We start from the raw sequence: 20,029 nt of genomic DNA, 5'->3' as shown, positions 1-20,029 counted from the left end.
ACAAGCGGGCCATTTATTTGTTGTTGATGTTGAGTAACAAGCAGTCAGGTAGTGCGATCAGTAGTCATTCCAACTTATTAGAGAGATTTTCATGAAAAAAGTCCTGTTTACCCTGCTGACCCTCGGCGCAGCCTCCACTGGCGCCATGGCCCAATCGAGCGTCACCGTCTATGGCGTGGCTGACGCCGGCCTGGTGTTCGACAAGGATGCTGCCGGCGACCGCCTGAACCGCGTCGCTTCCGGCGTCGCCTCCGGCTCGCGCATCGGCTTCAAAGGCAAGGAAGACCTGGGCGGCGGCCTGGCCGCAACCTTCGTACTGGAAAGCGGTTTCAATATCGACACCGGCACCTCGGGCCAGGGCGGCCTGCTGTTCGGCCGCCAGGCATATGTTGGCCTCACCGGCAGCGCCGGCGCCGTCACCCTGGGCCGCCAGTACTCGCCGTATTACCTGGCCCTGCGCGACGTGGCCGATCCGTTCGTCATCGGCCTGGCCGGCACGGCATCGAACCTGATGGTGACAAATATCCGCGTCGATAACATGGTGCAATACACCACGCCGACCTGGAGCAAGCTGTCGGCCGACCTGGCGTATGGCTTTGGCGAAGTGGCCGGCGACAATGCGAAAAACCGCAGCATGGGCGGCGCCGTGCATTACATCGATGGCCCGTTGAACGTGACCCTGACGCACCACCGCAAGGAAAATGCGCTGGCGACGCAGCAAACCCGCAACACCCTGCTGGCCACGCGCTACGACTTCGGCGTCGTGCAAGGTAACTTCGGCTACGCCGACAACCGCGCCCTCGACGACAGCAAGAGCAACGACATCCTCGTTGGCTTCAGCGCCCCGTTCGGCGCCACCAAGCTGGTCGCGTCGTACATCCGCCACAACGACAAGAGCAATTTGAACCGTGACGCCCAGCAGTGGGCCATCGGCGCGTTCTACGCCCTGTCCAAGCGCAGCGACCTGTACACCGGTTACGGCCACATCAGCAACAAGAACGGCGCCACCTTCGTCGTCGGCAATGCCACCGACAACGGCACCGGCAACAGCGGTTTCAACTTAGGTATGCGTCATACGTTCTAATCGCGGCTCACGTTAGCGCAGGCCGCCGGATGCACATCCGGCGGCTTTTTTATTTCCGCGATTACTTAAATGCGATACTGTGGGTTCTTGCAAGTTGGCAGCTGATTTTATGAATAGCAGTAACAAACCTTCCCTTTCCTGGCGCCAGCGCCTGTCGCAACGGTCGGGCCGCGAAACGCTGGCCTGGGGCGTGGTGCTGGCCGCCTGCCTGGCCACCGTCTGGCTCGTGTATTTCTGGACCGAACGCATCGCCATCGGCAAGCTGCAGGCCAGCGGCGCGCAGCGCCTCGAGGTATATGTCAGCAGCCTGGAAAATGCGCTGGAAAAATACGACTTCCTGCCCAAGACCCTGGAGCTGAACCGCGACGTGATCCGTTTGCTGCAACACCCGGAAGACCCGGTGCTGATCGATACGGTCAACCACTACCTCGAGCAAATGAATGCCCAGGCGAAGTCGTCGACCATTTTCATCAGCAACCTCGACGGCAACACGCGGGCCGCCAGCAACTGGCAGCAGCCCGACAGCTTTATTGGCGACAATATCTCATTCCGCCCCTACGCCCAAGACGCGCTGCGCGGCACGCCGGGCCGCTTCTATGGCGTCGGCACGACGCGGCTGGAACCCGGTTACTTCTTTGCTCACGGCATCTACCAGAATGGCCACATGCTGGGCCTGGCAACGGTCAAGGTGAACCTGGAAAACCTGGAAAAACGCTGGGTGCAAGGCGCCGACAAGGTGATGCTGGCCGATGAGCACGGCGTGATCTTCCTCAGTTCCATGGCGGACTGGAAGTACAAGACCCTGGCGCCGCTGTCGCCCGCGATCGTCGAAGAACTCAACCGCACGCGCCAGTATTACTCGAAACAGCTCGCAGCCATCCCCTTTGTCTCCGACCGCCAGTTGGGCAATGGGGCCCGCGTGATCAGCGTGCGCGAGCAGGAACACGCCGACACGCCCCCGAAGATCAGCTCCAGCGTGATGACGCAAATCAAGCTCAAGTCCCCGCAAGGCTGGACGTTTATTTACCTGTCCGACCTGGCGCAGGCCAAGGCCAGCGCGCGCGCGGCGGCCGCCTTCTCTTGCGTGCTGCTGGGTTTTTTCATGCTGCTGTTCTTTTACCTGCGCCAGCGCCGCGCGGCCGTGGCGCAAAAATTGCGTGCCCGCGAAGATCTGCAACATGCCTACGACAACCTGGAAGCCATGGTCGAGGAACGCACCTCGGAACTCAATGCCATGACGCAAAGCCTGAGCCAGGAAATCGAGGTGCGCAGCAAAGCCGAGCAAAAACTCCACATCACGCAAAACGAACTGTTTCAAGCAGGTAAGATGGCCGTGCTGGGACAAATGTCGGCCAGCATCACGCATGAACTCAACCAGCCGCTGACGGCGCTGCGCACGATGTCCGACAATGCCGTCATCCTGCTGGAACGGGGACGGCTCGACGATGCGCGGCGCAACCTGGCAAAGATCTCGCAAATTGCGGCCAGAATGGGCACCATTACGGGCCAATTAAAGATTTTTGCGCGCAAGTCGACCACCAGCCTGACCTCCGTCTCGATTCCCACGGCGATCAGCAATGCTCTGTTCCTCGTCGAACGCCGCCTGCAGGTTGAAAATGTGCGTTTCACCCTGCAACTGCCGCCCGAAGACATCTTCGCCATGTGCGAAAGCAACCGCCTGGAGCAAGTACTGGTGAACCTGTACGCCAATGCGCTCGACGCCATGAATGGCAGCGACGTGCGCAGCCTGCGCGTGTCCGTCGAATGCACGCCCGAGCACGTGCTGATCCATGTGGCAGATACGGGGCCGGGCCTGTCGACGGAAGTGTGCGAACACCTGTTCGAACCGTTCTTCACAACCAAACCGCAAGGCCTGGGACTGGGACTGGGACTGGCCATTTCCGAACAGATCACGCGCCAGTTCGGCGGCGTGCTGCGCGCCGAGAACGCCCCCGGCGGCGGCGCCATCTTCACCATCGAACTACAGATTGCAACGCAGGAGGAAAAACATGTTTGACGGCTTGAAGGTCTTGCTGGTCGAAGACGATCCCACCGTACGCGAAGGCAGCGAGCAGGCACTGCAGCTGGCCGGCCTGGACGTGCTGGCCTTCCATTCGGCCGAGCTGGCCTATAAACTGCTGACGCCGGATTTTCCCGGCATCGTCGTGAGCGACGTGCGCCTGCCCGGCATGAGCGGCCTCGAATTGCTGCAAGCGGTCAAGACGCTCGATGCCAACCTGCCCGTGATCCTCGTCACGGGCCACGGCGACATCACCATGGCCGTGCACGCCATGCGCACGGGCGCCTATGATTTCATCGAAAAGCCCTATTCATCCGAGCAACTGGTCGACGTCATCCTGCGCGCGCTGGAAACGCGGCGCCTGACCCTGGAAGTGCACAGCCTGCGCCGCCAGCTGGAAGACGGCGGCGGCATCGAAGCGCGCCTGCTGGGCAATTCCGTGGCGATGCGCGACATACGGCGTTTGATCCTCGACGTTGCCGACGAACCGGCGGATGTGCTGATTTATGGCGACACGGGCACGGGCAAGGAAATGGTGGCCCGCTGCCTGCATGACTTCAGCCACCGCCGCAAGCACAACTTCGTCGCCGTCAACTGCGGCGCGATTCCCGAAAGCATCTTTGAAAGCGAAGTCTTCGGCCACGAACCGGGCGCGTTTACGGGCGCGGCCAAGCGGCAGGTGGGCAAGATCGAGCACGCGGATCAAGGCACTTTTTTCCTCGACGAAATCGAAAGCCTGCCGCTGTCCCTGCAAGTCAAATTGCTGCGCGTGCTGCAGGAGCGCTACATCGAGCGCCTGGGCTCGAACGTGCCCACGCCCGTCGACGTGCGCGTCATCGCGGCGGCCAAACTGGACCTGGAAGATTTATCGCAGCAACAGAAATTCCGCAGCGACCTGTACTATCGTTTGAATCTGATCGTGCTGCATCTGCCGCCGCTGCGCGAACGGCGCGAAGACATTCCCATCCTGTTCGAGCATTTCGTGCTGGCCGCCGCCGCCCGCTACAACCGTGCCGCGCCCGTGGTCTCCAGCGCGCAGATGCGCAACCTGATGGCCCATTCCTGGCCCGGCAATGTGCGCGAACTGCGTAATATCGCCGACCGCTTCGTGCTGGGCATCGCCGGCGGCGCCTCGAGCCTGCTGGCGGGCGGCCAGGCCAGCCCCCTGTCGCTGGCAGAACAAGTCAACGGCTTCGAACGCGCCCTGATCGAACAGGAACTGCGCGCATATTCCGGCAACGTCAGCGAAGTGAGCGCCGTGCTCGGTTTGCCGAAACAGACCCTGTATCACAAGATGCAGAAGTACAACCTGGTGGCCGAAGAGTTCCGCTAATCAGCCTACCCGGCCCGTGCGCAGCGGCATGACCCAGTCGGGCCGGCCGTTCGCCAGCGCCAGCCGGGCCGCCTTTTCCCAGTCATATTCCACCGCGTGCAACTGCGCCGTCCAGGCGCCATCGGTCCCCTGTTCGGCGATGGCATAACGCGCATGCGGCGTGCCGTTTTCCATCACGTGCGGATAGCCATGGTCGTCGTCGTAGGCTTGCAAGCCCACGCTGCCCGGGTTGACGATCAGCCGCCCATCGGGCAGGCGCACCTGGCGCGGCATGTGCGTGTGGCCGCACAGGATCAAGGCCGCGTCCGTCGTCCCTGTGCGTTCGGCCACTTCCTCCAGCGTGGCGGCGCGGCTGCCTTGCGGCGCGACGCTGTCGAGAAAATACACGAGGTCGCTGCCGGGCGTGCCATGCACGAGCAGTACGTCATGCCGCAGGCGCATGGTGGCGGGCAGCGCCGCGATCCAGTCCAGTTGTTCCGGCAGCATTTGCGCGCGCGCATACGCGTCCGAAACGCCCATGCGGGCCGGGTCGCCCAGCAGTTGGCGCTCGTGGTTGCCGCGGATGGTGGGCAGATCGAGTCCCATCAGGCGCGCCGCCGTGGCGCGTGGCTGCAGATGGCCAGAAACGATATCGCCCAGGTTGACGGTCACGTCCACCTTACGACGGGCGATGTCGGCCAGTACGGCGTCAAGCGCGTCCAGGTTGCCGTGGATATCGGAAATGGCGGCGATTCTCATAGATGTCTCCTCCTCGTGTGCACCATTCTGCCCGCATCCCCCGTTGCAGGCAATGCCGGCGTACTGGCCAGCCTGGCCGACTGGCCCGGCGTGTACAAGTAGCTGTTAACACGGTAGGACAAATCCGACGGGAACTTGCGCCGTGCGGCTACGTGATCTAAATGTAACAGTTGCTACCATTTCCTCATTGCATTGCACCTGTCGGCCGCCCCAGCGTCGCGGCCCACCCATCATCTTTCCGAGGAGTAGTCCCATGTTTGTTACGTCCGTCCCCGCCCGTCTGTCCCCACCCCGTTTGCAGCATCTCGCCTTGCGCGGCGCCATGATGCTGGGTGTACTGGGCATTGCCACGGCGGCCGCCACGGCGCGGGCCGAGCCATCGCCCACCCTGGACCGTGTCAGCATCTCGGTGGGAGCGTTTTCCGCCGATCCGCGCATCAATATCGGCGCCGATACGCAGTTTGGCCGCATCGATGCGCCCGAATCGAAGCAAAGCCACACGACCATCCCGCGCGTCAAGGCGGACTTGCTGATCGGCGACCGTCATGGCCTGGCATTCGACTACTACCGCTACGACAAATCCTACACACCAAGCCTGACGGGCGAAACCATCATCAATGGCCAGCCCGTTACGGGCACGGCCACGGCGAATGCCGATCTGAAGCTGGACCTGGCCAAGCTGGCCTATAAATGGTGGCTGGGCAGCGGCAACGACACCCTCGGCATCGGCCTGGGCGCCGCCTACTACCACGCCAGTCTGAACGGCACGGCCACCGGCATCGTCAATGGCGAAACGGCCACGGCACGCGATTCCGTCGGCGAGCACGCGTTTGCGCCGCTGCTGGAAGTGGGCTGGCGCCACGCCTTCACGCCGGACTTGCGCATGTATGCGGAAGCGTCGGGCATCAAGAAAAATGGCGGGCGCATTAACGGCCACATCTACGGCGGCAATATCGGCGTGGAATGGTTTCCGTTCAAGAACATCGGCTTCGTGGCCGATTACGGCATCTCGAAAATCAAGCTGCACCGCGACAGCGAACGCGATGCAGACTTGAACGTGCGCCTGACAGGGCCGTCGGCGTATGTGAAAGTGCGCTTCTAAACGAACTCAGGCCGCCGGTTTCAGCAACGTCAGCTGGAACTGCGGCAAGTCCGGATCGTCGTACGCCTCGACCCTGGCAAACGGCAATCGCGAAAACGCGTGGCGCCAGAACGCGCAGGCAGCGGCATCGTCGCGAAATGTCGCCACCAGCCACGTCTGCGCGCTGTCCAGCAGCACCCTGCGCAGCACTTCCAGCGCCACACCCCGGCGCCGGTATTTCTTCAGGATGAAAAAGTCGCTGAACTCCTGCACGGCCAGCTCACCCGCCATGCCGGGCTCCGTGAGGAAAAAACCGGCCAGTTCGCCATCAACCTCGATCCAGCTCGCCGTGTGGCCGGCTGCATGCACATACGACGCCAGCCCCGCATCGCACACGTCGTAGCGGCCTTCGGCCAGCACGCTTTCTCCGCTCCAGGCGGAATTGTCATAACAGTACAGCTGGAACAGCTGCGCCAATGCCGCCTCTTCGCCCGGGGCAATGGCGCGCAACGCGATGACTTTGTTTATTGCATGCATGAAGAGCTTTCCCGCACGATGGCGTCCATCCAGTCCGCGATCTTATCACCGTCACTCATCCCCGCCCTCCGGCATTTCATCCCGGCATTTCCCCCCTTGGTCGCAAAACCATTTTTTTCCTTCCAGTTGCTTATATATTATTGTTTTTAAGTAACATCCGCCATCGCGGTTGATAAAAACAAGGGTGATCCCCTTCCACAGACCGGTAGACAGGCATCTGCCGGCTTTCATACCCAAGCTCTGGAGAATGCTGCATGCTAAAGATCAAACAGCTGAACAAAACATATGCGAATGGCGTCAAGGCCATCAACCATGTCAGTCTGGAAATTCCCAACGGAATGTTCGGCTTGCTGGGGCCGAATGGTGCAGGCAAGTCCTCGCTGATGCGTACCATTGCCACCTTGCAAGATCCCGATAGCGGCAGCATCCACTTCGATGGCGTCGATGTACTGCAAGACAAAGCCGGCTTGCGCCACCAGCTCGGCTATTTGCCGCAGGATTTCGGTGTCTACCCGAAGGTCAGCGCGGAAACCCTGCTCAATCACTTTGCAGTGCTCAAAGGATTGACGGAAAAGGGACCACGCAAGGAAGCCGTGGAAGCCTTGTTGCAGCAAACCAATCTGTGGGAAGCGCGCAAGCGCAACCTGGGCACGTATTCGGGCGGCATGCGCCAGCGCTTCGGCATCGCCCAGGCGCTGCTGGGCGCACCGCGCCTGGTGATCGTCGATGAGCCCACTGCCGGCCTGGACCCGGACGAGCGCAACCGCTTCCTGAACCTGCTGGCCAAGATCGGCGAGCAGGTGGTGGTGATCCTGTCGACGCACATCGTCGACGACGTGACGGACCTGTGCCCGCGCATGGCCATGATCGTCAAGGGCCAGGTGCTGGTGCAGGGCGAGCCGCAGGCCGCCATCGACACCCTGCTCGGCAAGGTGTGGCGCCGCAGCGTCAGCATGGACGAGCTGGCGCAGTACCAGCAATCGCACAATGTGCTGTCGACGCGCCTGGTGGGCGGCAAGCCGCAAATCAATGTGTATGCCGACAGCCAGCCCGACAGCGGCTTCGTGCAGATCGCTGCGGACCTGGAAGACGTGTACTTCCTGCATGTGCGCAACGCTGCCCGCCATGGCGCAGCCGCGCCTGCCGCAGCCGCCGTTCTGGCCTGAGGAGCGCGCCATGTGGAAGGAATTTTTCAAGTTTGACCTCGGCTATCAGCTGAAACAGCCGCTGCTGTGGGTATTTGCCGTCATCCTGGCCTTGCTGGCCTTTGGCGCCAGCAGCAGCGATTCGATTCAGATCGGTGGCGCCATCGGCAACATCCACCGCAATGCACCGACCGTGGTGGCACAGCTGCTGACGATGTTCAGCCTGCTGTCGATGTTGCTCATCACCGTCTTCATCGCCGGCGCCGTACTGCGCGACAGCGAAGTGGGCATGGCCGACATGCTGTTCGCCACACCCATGCGACGCTGGGATTACCTGTTCGGCCGCTTCGCCGCCGGCTTTGTCGCCTGCCTGGTCATCTTCATCTGCATCGCCTTCGGCACCATGCTCGGCCCCCTCATGCCCTGGGTCGATCCGCAGCGCGTGGGTGCGTTCTCGCTGCATGCGTATGCGTGGAGCTTCGCCGTAATGGTCATCCCGAACCTGCTCTTCATCGGCGCCCTGCTGATGCTGCTGGCGGCCACCACGCGCTCGATGATGCTCGTCTACGTGGGCGTGCTGGGCTTTTTCGTGCTGTGGGGCACGGCCGGCGCCTTTACGCGCGACATCAACAACGAATGGATCGCCGTCCTGCTCGACCCGTTCGGCATGCGCGCCCTGGGCCGCATGACGCGCTACTTCACGTCCGCCGAAGCGAACGCGGGCCTGCCGCCGTTCTCCGGCTTCCTGCTGGCCAACCGCTTGCTGTGGTTGGGTGTCACGGTGGTGCTGTTCGCCGCCACCGTCATCCTGTTCAAGCCGCAGCGCGCAGGCACGGGAAAACGCCTGTTCGGCAAGCACAAGGCCGAAACTATCGCGCCCGCCATGACGGCGCCGCTGCACCTGCCGCGCAGCGTGCCCACCTTCACCCCCACGACAGCCTGGCGCCAGTGGTGGCAAATCCTGCGCTTCGACGCCGTCGGCGTCTTCAAAAGCCTGCCCTTCCTCGTCATGCTGCTGTTCGGCATGATCAACCTGATCGCTGCCGCCAATGTCGGCAAGAACATGTATGGCACGGCCGTATATCCGATGACGCATTTGCTGTTGCAGCAGATCAGCAACAGCTTCAGCTTTCTCTTGATCATCATCGTCACCTTCTATGCAGGCGAGCTGATCTTCAAGGAACGGCAAGTCAGAATCGCCGACGTCAGCGACGCCATGCCCGTGCCCGATTGGGTCCCCCTGCTGGCCAAATGCACGGCCCTGATCGGCGTCATCGCCGGCTATCTGCTGGCGGGCGTCATCACGGCCATCGGCTTCCAGCTCGTCAAGGGCGGCGCGCCCGTGGAACTGGGGCTGTACCTGAAAGGCACTTTGCTGGGCGCCCTCTTCTTCGTTCTGATGGGCTTGTGCGCCCTGACCCTGCAAGTGCTGTCAAATCACAAATTCATCGGCTACCTGCTGGTGATCCTGCTGATGGTGGCGCAAGCCGTGCTGGGCATGCTGCACTTCGAACACAATCTGTACGCCTTCGGCGGCACGCCGGCCATCAAGTACTCGGACATGAATGGCTACGGCCACTTCTTGACGGGCTGGGCCTGGTTTGCGCTGTACTGGAGCCTGTTTACCGTGGCGCTGGTCATGCTGGCGCAGGCGTTCTGGGTACGCGGCCTGTCGACCGGCTGGCGGACGCGCGTGGGCATGGCCCGCCAGCGCCTGGGCGGCAGCGCTGGCGCCGCGCTGGCTGCTGTATTGCTGTGCTGGGCTGGCACAGGCGGCTGGATCTTCTACAACACGAACGTGCTGAACAAGTACGAACCGTCGAACATTGGTATGGACAAGCAGGCCCGCTACGAGAAATTGTACAAACAATACAAAGACTTGCCGCAGCCGAAGATCACGGATGTCCAGGCCGATGTGGATATTTATCCTGAGCAACGTAAAGTGTTGATCAAGGGCCACTACGTGCTGCAAAACAAGACAGCGCAGCCACTCGATCACCTGCGCATCCAGCTCGACCCGCAGCTCAAGACAACCTGGCTGAACTTGCCGGCGCACAAGGTCGAACTGGACGACAAGGATCTCGGCTTCAGCATCCTCAAGCTGGCCCAGCCCCTGGCGCCCGGTGCCACTCTGCCGCTGGACTTCACGGTGGCCGTCACGCATCAGGGCTTTAGCAACAGCGGTACACCGGACCAGGTCAACCTGAACGGCAGCTTCTTCAACAACCAGGCCTTTTTCCCGCACTTCGGCTATGCCAAGGAAATGGAGTTGACGGACCGCAATGAGCGCCGCAAGCGGGGCCTGGGCGAACCGCAGCGCATGGCCAAGCTGGAAGACTCTTCCGCATATGGCAACACGGTGCTGGGCGGCGATGCCGACTGGATCCATTTCGACACGACGGTTTCCACCAGCGGCGAGCAGATCGCCCTGGCGCCAGGCTATCTGCAGGCAAGCTGGGAAAAAGATGGCCGCCGCTACTACCGCTACAAGATGGACCAGCCGATGCTGCCGTTCTTTGCCTACCTGTCGGCGCGCTGGGAAGTCAAAAAAGGCGAGTGGCGCGGCTTGCCGATCGAAATTTATTTCGATAAAAAGCACGGCTACAATACGCAGCGCATGATCACTTCCGTGAAAAAGTCACTCGACTACTACACCACCGAATTCACGCCCTACCAGCACAAGCAGGTACGCATCCTGGAATTCCCTGGTTACCAGAGCTTCGCGCAGTCGTTTGCCAACACGATTCCGTATTCGGAAGGCATCGGCTTCATCGCCGACCTGCGCGACAAGGAGGACATCGACTACGTATTCTACGTCACCGCGCATGAAATGGCGCACCAGTGGTGGGGCCACCAGGTGATCGGCGCCAACGTGCAGGGCGCCAGCATGCTGATGGAGTCCTTGGCGCAATACTCGGCCCTGATGGTGATGGAAAAGGAATACGGCCGCGACAAGATGCGCCGCTTCCTGCGCTATGAACTGGACCGCTACCTGAGCGGACGCGGCGGCGAAGCCATCGAGGAACTGCCACTGGCGCGCGTGGAGGGACAGCAATACATCCACTACAACAAGGGCAGCCTGGTGTTCTACCGCCTGCGTGACGAAATCGGCGAAGTAGCCCTGAACCGTGCCTTGAAACGCTATCTGCAGGACAAGGGTTACCAGCAGGCGCCGTTCACTACATCATCGGAACTGCTGGCGTACATCCGCGCCGAAGCGCCGCAGGACAAGCAAGCCCTGATCACGGACCTGTTCGAGAAAATCGTCTTCTACGACAACCGCGTGACGCAAGCGACGGCCGTCAAGCGCCCGGATGGCCAGTGGGATGTCACCATGCAGCTGCACCTGGCCAAGCTGGAGTCCGACGGCAAGGGCAAGGAAAGCCTGCGCGCCTATGACGAACCGGTGGAAATCGCCATTTTCGCGCGCGCGCCTGGCGCCAGGGAAAAAGACGAAAAAGTCTTGTTCACCGACAAGCGCGTGTTGTCCGGCAGCGACCCGGTAGTGACGATCACGGTGAAGGAAAAACCGTTCGACGTGGGCGTCGATCCGTACAACAAGATGATCGACCGGGTCTCGCGCGACAACCGCAAGGAAGTCAGTGTGAATTAAGACTTCAATGCAATCTTGATGTAATGCAAACAGGCCGCACTATCCGTGATAGCGCGGCCTGTTTTTACGGCGGATTGGGTAGTTTTTCAGGCCAGCAAACAGATCTGCCGCAGCGCACATCCCACCTGTACCAGACATAACGCCATGGCAAGGAGCAAGAACCCAAGGTGGAGTTTTAAAAAGATATCCAATCGTTCCCGGCTGGCCACGGGCAGCACGACGGCCGTTTTAAAACGCAGCCCTTTTCCAGCCAGTAGCAACAACACTATGCTTATTGGAAAAGATTGCAGAAAAATACGTCCAGGATACAAAGTCCATGCCAGTCCGATCAGGATGGAAATCAAGGCAAATAAATCGCACAAGAGAAACAGATATTTTCTTTTTTGAAAATCCGCCAGCGATGCAAGCAGCCAACCCTTTTTCTTTCCGAATATACGTTCCAAAACCAACCATTGTGCCCCTGAGGAATCGACAGCTATATGCATTGCAAGGTTTTTCTTGAATTGAGCCAAATGACATTTTCTGCGCATCAATGGCCACCATATACTCACGGCATATGGTGGCCACGTTACGATCAGCAGTATAAAAACAATCAAGCAGGCATATTCAACCCGCCATTACCGGTCCGCTTATGCCGAACAATAGGAATTGTAGGCATACATCACGCCAGCGCCAATACCGCCCCAGAACCCTGCCGTGGCGGTATATTTGCTCGACGACATGCTATCCGAACAAAATGCACGACCGCCCGAGATGTCCTGAATTTCCATATCCGATAAAACTTGCATTCTTACTCCATTAATTACATCAGCATGGAAAATGTCCATGCGCCACGTCTGCGGAAACACAATATCGGTAAATAGCATGTTTTCCATCAGATTCGTATTCATCCCATGCGTGAATTGCATGTAATGAAGTCTCCCCGATAAAATTTATTCAAAGAAACATTGCAAACAACATACCATCGCATAGACAATCACCAAAATAACTTTATTGGTGAAATAAGCAATTGCAAAGCAATTATTCTCCTTATGCGAAAACATCATAACAATATTCGAATTTTGTTTTATCAAAACTGAGGAAGGAAGAGAAGCGCAATCTGCACCATGGGATGGCACTGCGGTACAGGCAAAACACGAGGCGTCGCGTAAGATGGGCTGTATCGTCGGCGAGTGCGCTGGCACCACGTTCGAGGGGAATTCCATATGCTGCAGCGTCACCTGCCCATCCGCGCCAGCCTGCTGTTGGCGGCGCTTTTTCTGACCACACCCGCCTGGAGCGCGGACCCGGTCCACAAGGAAACAGTGGAGCTGACGGCAGGCAAATCCGCCCACAATGTCAAAGGCAGGATCAAGGGCTACGCCACGGCCGAATACACGCTGTCAGGCAAGGCGGGACAGACCCTCAGCGTCAAGCTGAAAACCAATCAGCCATCGAATTACTTCAACATCCGCCAGCAAGGCCAGGATGAAGCCCTGTTCATCGGCTCGACCAGCGGCAACACTTACCAGGCAAAACTGCCTGCCGACGGCGAGTACACGGTGCAGGTGTATTTGATGCGCAATGCGGCGCGCAGGAATGCGGTGGCGAACTATAGCCTGGAGATGGGCTTGCGCGATTAGGCAAGGGAGCTGCCGACGCGGTCGATGCGGGCCGCATAACAGCCCTGCTTGGCATTATGGACGTGAATATAACTGACGTCCGCATGGCCGAATAGTTGTGCAATGATGGCCTCCACGGCGGTGCCGCCCACCACCTCGGCATCGAGCATCATGCCGTCGGCGGCATAGGCGCGCAGCGACAACAAACGCCGCCGCATCGATTCCGGCACTTGATTGATGGCATCGTACGCTGGCGTAGCGCCCTCGCGGACAAAAATGGCGTGGGAAGCCCGGTAGGGCGTCATGGCGGGCTGGCAGACATGGTTCAACAACAGTACAGTCTCGCCCAGTTCGGCATCCACCAGCGTTATACGGTCAGGAAATCCGGGATGTTGGTCGACCACCTGGCGTCGCACGCCGAGCGCCGTTAACTCGGCATCGGATAAGGAAAAAAGGGGCAGAAAAGGCTCGGGCGCCAGCCCCGTAATGCGAAAATCCATGCTGTTCTCCGGTGTCGTCAAAGCACCATCAGACCAGCATCCGGACAGCGTCGCCATCCGTTTCTTGCTGTGGAATGGAACTATGCGCCCCGGATTGCCGTCTACAGCCCGTGCCTACAAAAAAAGCCTGCTTCACGAATGAAGCAGGCCTTTTGTTTACGAATTAAGAAAAGTGCCCATTAGAACGGAATGTCGTCGTCCATATCCGAGAAGTTCGGTGCTGGCTTCGGTGCCGGGCGTGGGGTTGGTGCCGGAGCTGGGCGCGGAGCCGGTGCCTGACGCGGGGCCGGAGCGTCGTAGCCGCCACCACCGCCGCCGTAGCTGTCATCGCCACCACCGGCGTCGCCGCCCATGCCGGAGCGACCGCCCAGCATTTGCATCTGTTCCGCGATGATGTCGGTTGCGTACTTCTCGACGCCGTCCTTGTCCGTGTATTTACGGGTTTGCAGACGGCCTTCGACGTAGACGGACGAGCCTTTTTTCAGATATTGGCCGACGATTTCCGCCAGGCGGCCGAAGAACGAGATACGGTGCCACTCTGTCAATTCTTTTTGTTCGCCCGTGTTGCGGTCCTTCGATTTGTACGAAGTGGCCACGGCGATGTTGGCGATCGCGTCGCCGCTAGGCATGTAGCGGATTTCCGGGTCACGGCCCAGATTGCCGACGATGATGACTTTGTTGACTGATGCCATGAATAACTCCTGATGAACTGCAGCGGGAGCCGGTGTCCCGCGCGTTAGTTTAGTGTACTAAACGAGGATTATAAGCGACCACGCGGCGCAAAGCACCCGCTTTCTGGCGGACGCCATCTCCCGTGCGGCAGCACGTTTTTTTCACGGCAGGGGAAAACAAGAAACTTGAATACTGGTATTATATACAGTGTTTAAACGTCAGTACGCATCTGTATCAAACTTTGTCGGGGCACGTTCGCCTGGCGGCGCAATCCGCCCGTGGCTGCCTCAGGCATGCAGAGCAAAACCCGGCTATAGTAACAGGTTGACCCGTTGTGGCTCCTCATCCGCACCCAGGCACAATGCGCCGGCCGCACCACTCACTGAAAGCAAGGCAATCACATGGAACAGATCCGCATTCGCGGCGCTCGCACGCATAACCTCAAGAATATCAATCTCGATTTGCCGCGCAATAAGCTGATCGTGATTACCGGCTTGTCCGGCTCCGGCAAGTCTTCGCTGGCTTTCGACACCTTGTACGCGGAAGGCCAGCGCCGCTATGTCGAGTCGCTGTCGGCCTATGCGCGCCAATTCCTGCAATTGATGGAAAAGCCCGACGTCGACCTGATCGAGGGCCTATCCCCTGCCATCTCCATCGAACAGAAGGCAACGTCGCACAACCCGCGCTCGACGGTGGGCACCGTGACGGAAATCCACGATTATTTGCGCCTGCTGTATGCGCGCGTGGGCACGCCTTACTGCCCTGACCACCCGGAAAACGCGCTGGCCGCCCAGTCCGTGTCGCAAATGGTCGATGCCGTGCTGGCCATGCCGGAAGACACCAAGCTGATGATACTCGCGCCCGTCGTCGCCAACCGCAAGGGCGAACACGTGGACCTGTTCGAGCAGATGCAGGCGCAAGGCTTCGTGCGTTTCCGCGTGCAGAGCGGCACGCATGCGGCCAAAATCTATGAAGTCGATGACCTCCCGAAATTAAAGAAAACGGAAAAACACACGATCGACGTCGTCATCGACAGGGTCAAGGTAAACCAGGAGATCAAGCAACGCCTGGCGGAAAGTTTCGAGACCGCCCTGCGCCTGGCCGACGGCCGCGCCATTGCCTATGAAATGGATACCGCCCAGGAGCACGTGTACTCCAACAAGTTCGCCTGCAATGTGTGTGGCTATTCCCTGCAGGAACTGGAACCGCGTTTGTTCTCGTTCAACAACCCCATGGGCGCCTGCCCCGAATGCGACGGCCTGGGACATATTGAATTCTTTGACCCGAAACGCATCGTCGCGTTCCCGAACCTGTCGCTCGCGTCGGGCGCCGTCAAGGGCTGGGACCGCCGCAACCAGTTTTACTTCCAGATGCTGTCGAACCTGGCCGCGTATTACGAGTTCGACCTGGACATGCCGTTCGAGCAACTGGACTTGAATTCACAGCAGGCCGTGCTGTACGGTTCCGGCAAGCAAGTGATTCCGTTTACCTATGTCAACGAACGGGGCCGCACCGTCATCAAGGAACACACGTTCGAAGGCGTGGTCAACAATCTGCAGCGCCGCTACCGCGAAACGGATTCGATGGCCGTCAAGGAAGAACTGGCCAAGTTCATCAATGAAAAATGCTGTCCATCATGCGATGGCGCGCGCCTGCGCGTCGAAGCGCGCTTCGTCAAGGTCGGCACGGGCAAGCAGCAGCGCGCCATCTATGAAGTGGCGGGAAAACCGCTGCGCGAGACGCTGGAATTCTTTGAAAAACTGAAGCTGACGGGCGCCAAGAAAGAGATCGCCGACCGCGTCGTCAAGGAAATCATTTCGCGCCTGAAATTCCTCAACAACGTGGGCCTCGACTACCTGTCGCTGGACCGTAGCGCCGACACGCTCTCGGGCGGGGAAGCACAACGCATCCGCCTGGCGTCGCAAATCGGCTCCGGTTTGACGGGCGTCATGTATGTGCTCGATGAACCGTCGATCGGCTTGCACCAGCGCGATAATGACCGTTTGATCGAAACGTTAAAACACTTGCGCGACATCGGCAACAGCGTACTGGTGGTCGAGCATGATGAAGACGCCATCCGCACGGCCGACTACATCGTCGACATGGGCATCGGCGCGGGCGTGCACGGCGGCGAGATCATCGCCGAAGGCACTTTGCAAGATATTCTCAAGAACAAGAAATCGCTGACGGCGCAATACCTGAACGGCAAGCTGAAGATCGCCGTGCCCGCCAAGCGCCACGCCAGCAATCCGGAAAAGCAGCTGCTCATTACTGGCGCGACGGGCAACAACCTGAAGAAAGTGTCGCTGAGCTTGCCAGTGGGCTTGATGACGTGCGTGACGGGCGTATCCGGCTCGGGCAAATCGTCGCTGGTCAACGATACCCTGTATCCGGCCCTGTCACGCCATTTGTACGGTTCGCAGACGGAACCTGCGCCGCACGAATCGATCAGCGGCCTGGAGCATTTCGACAAGGTCATTTCCGTCGACCAGGCGCCGATCGGCCGCACGCCGCGCTCGAACCCCGCCACGTACACAGGCTTGTTTACGCCGATCCGCGATTTGTTCTCCACCGTGCCAACGGCCAAGGAACGCGGTTACAGCGCAGGGCGCTTCTCGTTCAACGTGAAGGGCGGACGCTGCGAAGCGTGCCAGGGTGATGGCGTGATCAAGGTCGAGATGCATTTCTTGCCCGACGTCTACGTACCGTGCGACGTGTGCCACGGCAAGCGCTACAACCGCGAAACTCTGGAAGTGCACTACAAGGGCAAGAACATCACGGAAGTGCTGGGCATGACGGTGGAAGAAGCGCATGAATTCTTCAAGCCCGTGCCCTTGATCGCGCGCAAGCTGCAAACCCTGCTCGACGTGGGCCTCGGCTACATCAAGCTGGGCCAGAGCGCCACCACCTTGTCCGGCGGCGAGGCGCAGCGCGTCAAACTGTCGCTGGAACTGTCCAAGCGCGACACGGGGCGCACCCTGTACATCCTCGACGAACCGACGACGGGCTTGCACTTCCACGATATCGACTTGCTGCTGAAAGTCATCCACCGCCTGCGCGACCAGGGCAACACCCTCGTCATCATCGAGCATAACCTCGACGTCATCAAGACGGCCGACTGGATCGTCGACCTGGGCCCCGAAGGGGGCGCCGGCGGCGGGCAGATCATTGCCACGGGCACGCCGGAAGACGTGGCGCTGAACCCGGCCAGCGTGACAGGCAAGTACCTGGGGCCGCTGCTGAAGCAATAACGACGGCAGCACAATAAAAAACGGCGCGGATTGCTCATGCAATCCGCGCCGTTCCTCTTTTTGATAGCACCCCAGTCATTGCCGGCGTGTCATTTATAGCACGCCAGTCTTTGCCGGCGTGTTTCTCCCCCACTACAACTCTCAACACCTGAGAAGCTACTGCGCGGCGCGCTTTGCGGCCTGCGATGCTCACCGTACTAAAGTACGGTTGCGCTTCTTAGCCACAAATCACTGCCGCTCGCTACGCTTGTCATGTGCCGCTTTACGTTAACTTACTTATGCACTCAGCCGCTTTTCCAGCGCAGCCTTGTTATCGGCCAATTCTTGCGGCAGATGATACGCGAGTTTTTCAAACAACTCCGTATGCAATTTCAATTCCTCTACCCACGCGGCCTTGTCGATCGAGGTGATGGTATCGAACTGTTCTTGCGTGAATGGCAAGCCATCCCAGTTCAAGTCGCCATACTCCGGCGTCATGCCGAACAGATTTTCCACGCCGCCCGCCTTGCCTTCGATACGCTCCAGCATCCACTTCAGCACGCGCATATTGTCGCCAAAGCCAGGCCAGACGAATTTGCCTGCTTCGTCCGTACGGAACCAGTTGACGCAATAGATCTTCGGCAGAGCGGCCGGGTTGACTTTACCCACCTTGACGCCCATGTCCAGCCAGTGCTGGAAGTAGTCGCTCATGTTATAGCCGATAAACGGCAACATGGCAAATGGATCGCGGCGCACGACGCCCATCTGGCCCACGGCCGCAGCCGTCGTTTCCGAACCCATGGTGGCGGCCATGTAGACGCCTTCGACCCAGTTGCGCGCTTCGGTGACCAGCGGCACGGTGGTGGAGCGGCGGCCGCCGAAGATGAAGGCCGAGATCGGCACGCCGGCCGGATCGTCCCAGGCAGCGTCGATGACGGGGTTTTGCGTAGCAGCAACCGTGAAGCGCGCGTTCGGGTGCGCCGCCTTGGTGCCGGACGCGGGCGTCCAGTCCTTGCCTTGCCAGTCGATCAGGTGGCTTGGCGCCTCTTTCGTCAAACCTTCCCACCACACGTCGCCATCGTCCGTCAGCGCCACGTTAGTGAAAATCGTGTTGTCGCGCATGGAGGCCATGCAGTTGTAATTGGTTTTTTCGTTGGTGCCCGGCGCCACGCCGAAGTAGCCCGCTTCCGGGTTGATGGCGTACAGACGGCCATCCGCGCCCGGCTTGATCCAGGCGATATCGTCGCCGATGGTGGTCACTTTCCAGCCGTTAAAACTTGCCGGCGGGATCAGCATGGCGAAGTTGGTCTTGCCGCAAGCCGATGGGAATGCTGCAGCCACGTAATGCTTCTTGCCTTCCGGCGATTCCACGCCGAGGATCAGCATGTGTTCGGCCAGCCAGCCCGGATTGTTGTCCGATGCTTGCGCTTCCTGATAACCCATGTTCGAGGCGATGCGCAGGGCGAAACATTTCTTGCCCAGCAAGGCGTTGCCGCCGTAGCCGGAACCGAAAGACCAGATTTCACGCGTTTCCGGGAAATGCACGATGTACTTGGTGCTGTTGCACGGCCATTTCACGTCGGCCTGGCCTGCTGCCAGCGGTGCGCCCACGCTGTGCACGCACGGCACGAACTGGCCATCGGTGCCCAGCACGTCATACACGGCACGGCCCATGCGGGTCATGATCTTCATGTTGACGGCGACGTACGGCGAATCGGACAGTTCCACACCGATGTGTGCGATCGGCGAGCCCAGCGGGCCCATCGAGAAGGGCACGACGTACATGGTGCGGCCGCGCATGCAGCCATCGAACAGGCCGTTCAAGGTGTGGCGCATTTCGCCAGGCTCGGTCCAGTTGTTCGTCGGGCCGGCCGCTTCTTTCGTTGCCGAGCAGATATACGTACGGTCTTCGACGCGGGCCACGTCGCTCGGATCGGAGCAGGCCAAGTAGGAATTCGGGCGCTTTTGCGCGTTCAGTTTTTTCATGGTGCCGCTGGCAACCATTTCGGCGCACAGGCGCTCGTACTCTTCTTGCGAACCATCGCACCAGTAAATACGCTCTGGCTTGGTCAGCGCGGCAATGTCGGCCACCCAGTTGATCAGTTTCTGTTGTTTAATATAAGCTGGGACGTTGAGTGCGGCGACGCCACCCATGACGGGCTGATTCATATTACCTCCAATACCAATAAAAGAAATTCTGGTCGTTCCGGCAAGACAGGCAGCATCGTTGAGAAGTGGCTGCGGCTCACTGCGGGCGGTGTGTGCACACGGGCAGGGCTCTGGTGTCGTTTTCCCTGGATCATGCACCCAGGCTGCAGGAACAGTTTGCGCTATAACTATAATCAGGAAGCTTCAAAAGTGCCGGCGATTGTACACCCGCATAACAGCTATTCTCGCAAAAATGTAGGAGAATAGCTTGACTAATGTAGTAGGCTATTCAGCATTTCCCGTATCCTGTTATTTCCCTACCAAATC

Annotated in this window: 15 protein-coding genes; 8 read left to right on the top strand and 7 right to left on the bottom strand. The window is 59.7% G+C overall.

Features of this window, described 5'->3' with window-relative positions:
- Positions 1 to 91: 91 nt before the first annotated feature.
- From ACQ4WY_RS25045 to ACQ4WY_RS25035, 3 genes are all read left to right on the top strand, one after another.
- Positions 92 to 1,084 carry a porin gene (locus ACQ4WY_RS25045; protein ID WP_436506388.1) on the top strand — a complete coding sequence of 331 codons (993 nt, stop codon included), beginning with the start codon at positions 92 to 94 and terminating at the stop codon, positions 1,082 to 1,084.
- A gap of 979 nt (positions 1,085 to 2,063) precedes the next feature.
- On the top strand, positions 2,064 to 3,101 hold the full coding sequence (locus ACQ4WY_RS25040; RefSeq protein WP_436506454.1) for a sensor histidine kinase: 1,038 nt from the start codon (positions 2,064 to 2,066) through the stop codon (positions 3,099 to 3,101).
- On the top strand, positions 3,094 to 4,437 hold the full coding sequence (locus tag ACQ4WY_RS25035) for a sigma-54-dependent transcriptional regulator (RefSeq protein ID WP_152255938.1): 1,344 nt from the start codon (positions 3,094 to 3,096) through the stop codon (positions 4,435 to 4,437). The genes ACQ4WY_RS25040 and ACQ4WY_RS25035 overlap by 8 nt, the downstream gene beginning before the upstream one ends.
- Here the strand turns inward: ACQ4WY_RS25035 and ACQ4WY_RS25030 are convergent, their stop codons facing one another.
- Complete coding sequence (locus ACQ4WY_RS25030; RefSeq protein ID WP_436506386.1) at positions 4,438 to 5,175, bottom strand: metallophosphoesterase family protein; 738 nt, start codon at positions 5,173 to 5,175, stop codon at positions 4,438 to 4,440.
- A gap of 253 nt (positions 5,176 to 5,428) precedes the next feature.
- Between ACQ4WY_RS25030 and ACQ4WY_RS25025 the strand changes: the two genes are divergently transcribed.
- Positions 5,429 to 6,277: a porin family protein gene (locus ACQ4WY_RS25025; RefSeq protein ID WP_436506385.1), complete on the top strand. Its 849-nt coding sequence runs from the start codon at positions 5,429 to 5,431 to the stop codon at positions 6,275 to 6,277.
- A 6-nt stretch (positions 6,278 to 6,283) separates the two neighbouring features.
- On the opposite strand, the gene ACQ4WY_RS25020 is transcribed toward ACQ4WY_RS25025, so the two are convergent.
- Positions 6,284 to 6,793: a GNAT family N-acetyltransferase gene (locus ACQ4WY_RS25020; RefSeq protein ID WP_436506384.1), complete on the bottom strand. Its 510-nt coding sequence runs from the start codon at positions 6,791 to 6,793 to the stop codon at positions 6,284 to 6,286.
- A gap of 254 nt (positions 6,794 to 7,047) precedes the next feature.
- On the opposite strand from ACQ4WY_RS25020, the gene ACQ4WY_RS25015 reads away from it, so the two are divergent.
- Positions 7,048 to 7,959, top strand: coding sequence for an ABC transporter ATP-binding protein (locus tag ACQ4WY_RS25015; protein ID WP_436506383.1), 912 nt, complete (start codon positions 7,048 to 7,050; stop codon positions 7,957 to 7,959).
- 10 nt (positions 7,960 to 7,969) lie between these two features.
- The gene (locus ACQ4WY_RS25010; RefSeq protein ID WP_436506453.1) at positions 7,970 to 11,551 is read left to right on the top strand and encodes an ABC transporter permease/M1 family aminopeptidase; all 3,582 of its coding nucleotides are present in this window, start codon (positions 7,970 to 7,972) and stop codon (positions 11,549 to 11,551) included.
- 86 nt (positions 11,552 to 11,637) lie between these two features.
- Here the strand turns inward: ACQ4WY_RS25010 and ACQ4WY_RS25005 are convergent, their stop codons facing one another.
- Complete coding sequence (locus ACQ4WY_RS25005; RefSeq protein WP_436506382.1) at positions 11,638 to 12,063, bottom strand: hypothetical protein; 426 nt, start codon at positions 12,061 to 12,063, stop codon at positions 11,638 to 11,640.
- Positions 12,064 to 12,180: 117 nt separating this feature from the next.
- Complete coding sequence (locus tag ACQ4WY_RS25000; protein ID WP_436506381.1) at positions 12,181 to 12,459, bottom strand: hypothetical protein; 279 nt, start codon at positions 12,457 to 12,459, stop codon at positions 12,181 to 12,183.
- A gap of 297 nt (positions 12,460 to 12,756) precedes the next feature.
- Here ACQ4WY_RS25000 and ACQ4WY_RS24995 point away from each other — a divergent pair, with 297 nt between their 5' ends.
- Positions 12,757 to 13,173 carry a hypothetical protein gene (locus tag ACQ4WY_RS24995; protein ID WP_436506380.1) on the top strand — a complete coding sequence of 139 codons (417 nt, stop codon included), beginning with the start codon at positions 12,757 to 12,759 and terminating at the stop codon, positions 13,171 to 13,173.
- Here ACQ4WY_RS24995 and ACQ4WY_RS24990 read toward each other — a convergent pair.
- Both ACQ4WY_RS24990 and ssb read right to left on the bottom strand, forming a co-directional pair.
- Positions 13,170 to 13,652 carry a DUF1203 domain-containing protein gene (locus ACQ4WY_RS24990; RefSeq protein ID WP_436506379.1) on the bottom strand — a complete coding sequence of 161 codons (483 nt, stop codon included), beginning with the start codon at positions 13,650 to 13,652 and terminating at the stop codon, positions 13,170 to 13,172. The genes ACQ4WY_RS24995 and ACQ4WY_RS24990 overlap by 4 nt on opposite strands.
- A 179-nt stretch (positions 13,653 to 13,831) precedes the next feature.
- The gene (ssb, locus tag ACQ4WY_RS24985) at positions 13,832 to 14,344 is read right to left on the bottom strand and encodes a single-stranded DNA-binding protein (RefSeq protein ID WP_436506378.1); all 513 of its coding nucleotides are present in this window, start codon (positions 14,342 to 14,344) and stop codon (positions 13,832 to 13,834) included.
- 381 nt (positions 14,345 to 14,725) lie between these two features.
- On the opposite strand from ssb, the gene uvrA reads away from it, so the two are divergent.
- The gene (gene uvrA / locus ACQ4WY_RS24980; protein WP_436506377.1) at positions 14,726 to 17,575 is read left to right on the top strand and encodes an excinuclease ABC subunit UvrA; all 2,850 of its coding nucleotides are present in this window, start codon (positions 14,726 to 14,728) and stop codon (positions 17,573 to 17,575) included.
- A 276-nt stretch (positions 17,576 to 17,851) separates the two neighbouring features.
- Here the strand turns inward: uvrA and ACQ4WY_RS24975 are convergent, their stop codons facing one another.
- A complete protein-coding gene (locus tag ACQ4WY_RS24975) occupies positions 17,852 to 19,723 on the bottom strand; it encodes a phosphoenolpyruvate carboxykinase (GTP) (RefSeq protein ID WP_436506376.1) in 1,872 nt (623 codons plus the stop codon).
- Positions 19,724 to 20,029: the final 306 nt, after the last annotated feature.

This window comes from Janthinobacterium salmonicoloratum (assembly GCF_051380845.1).
Taxonomy (GTDB): domain Bacteria; phylum Pseudomonadota; class Gammaproteobacteria; order Burkholderiales; family Burkholderiaceae_D; genus Janthinobacterium; species Janthinobacterium lividum_F.
This window is presented reverse-complemented; position numbering and strand designations above follow the sequence as displayed.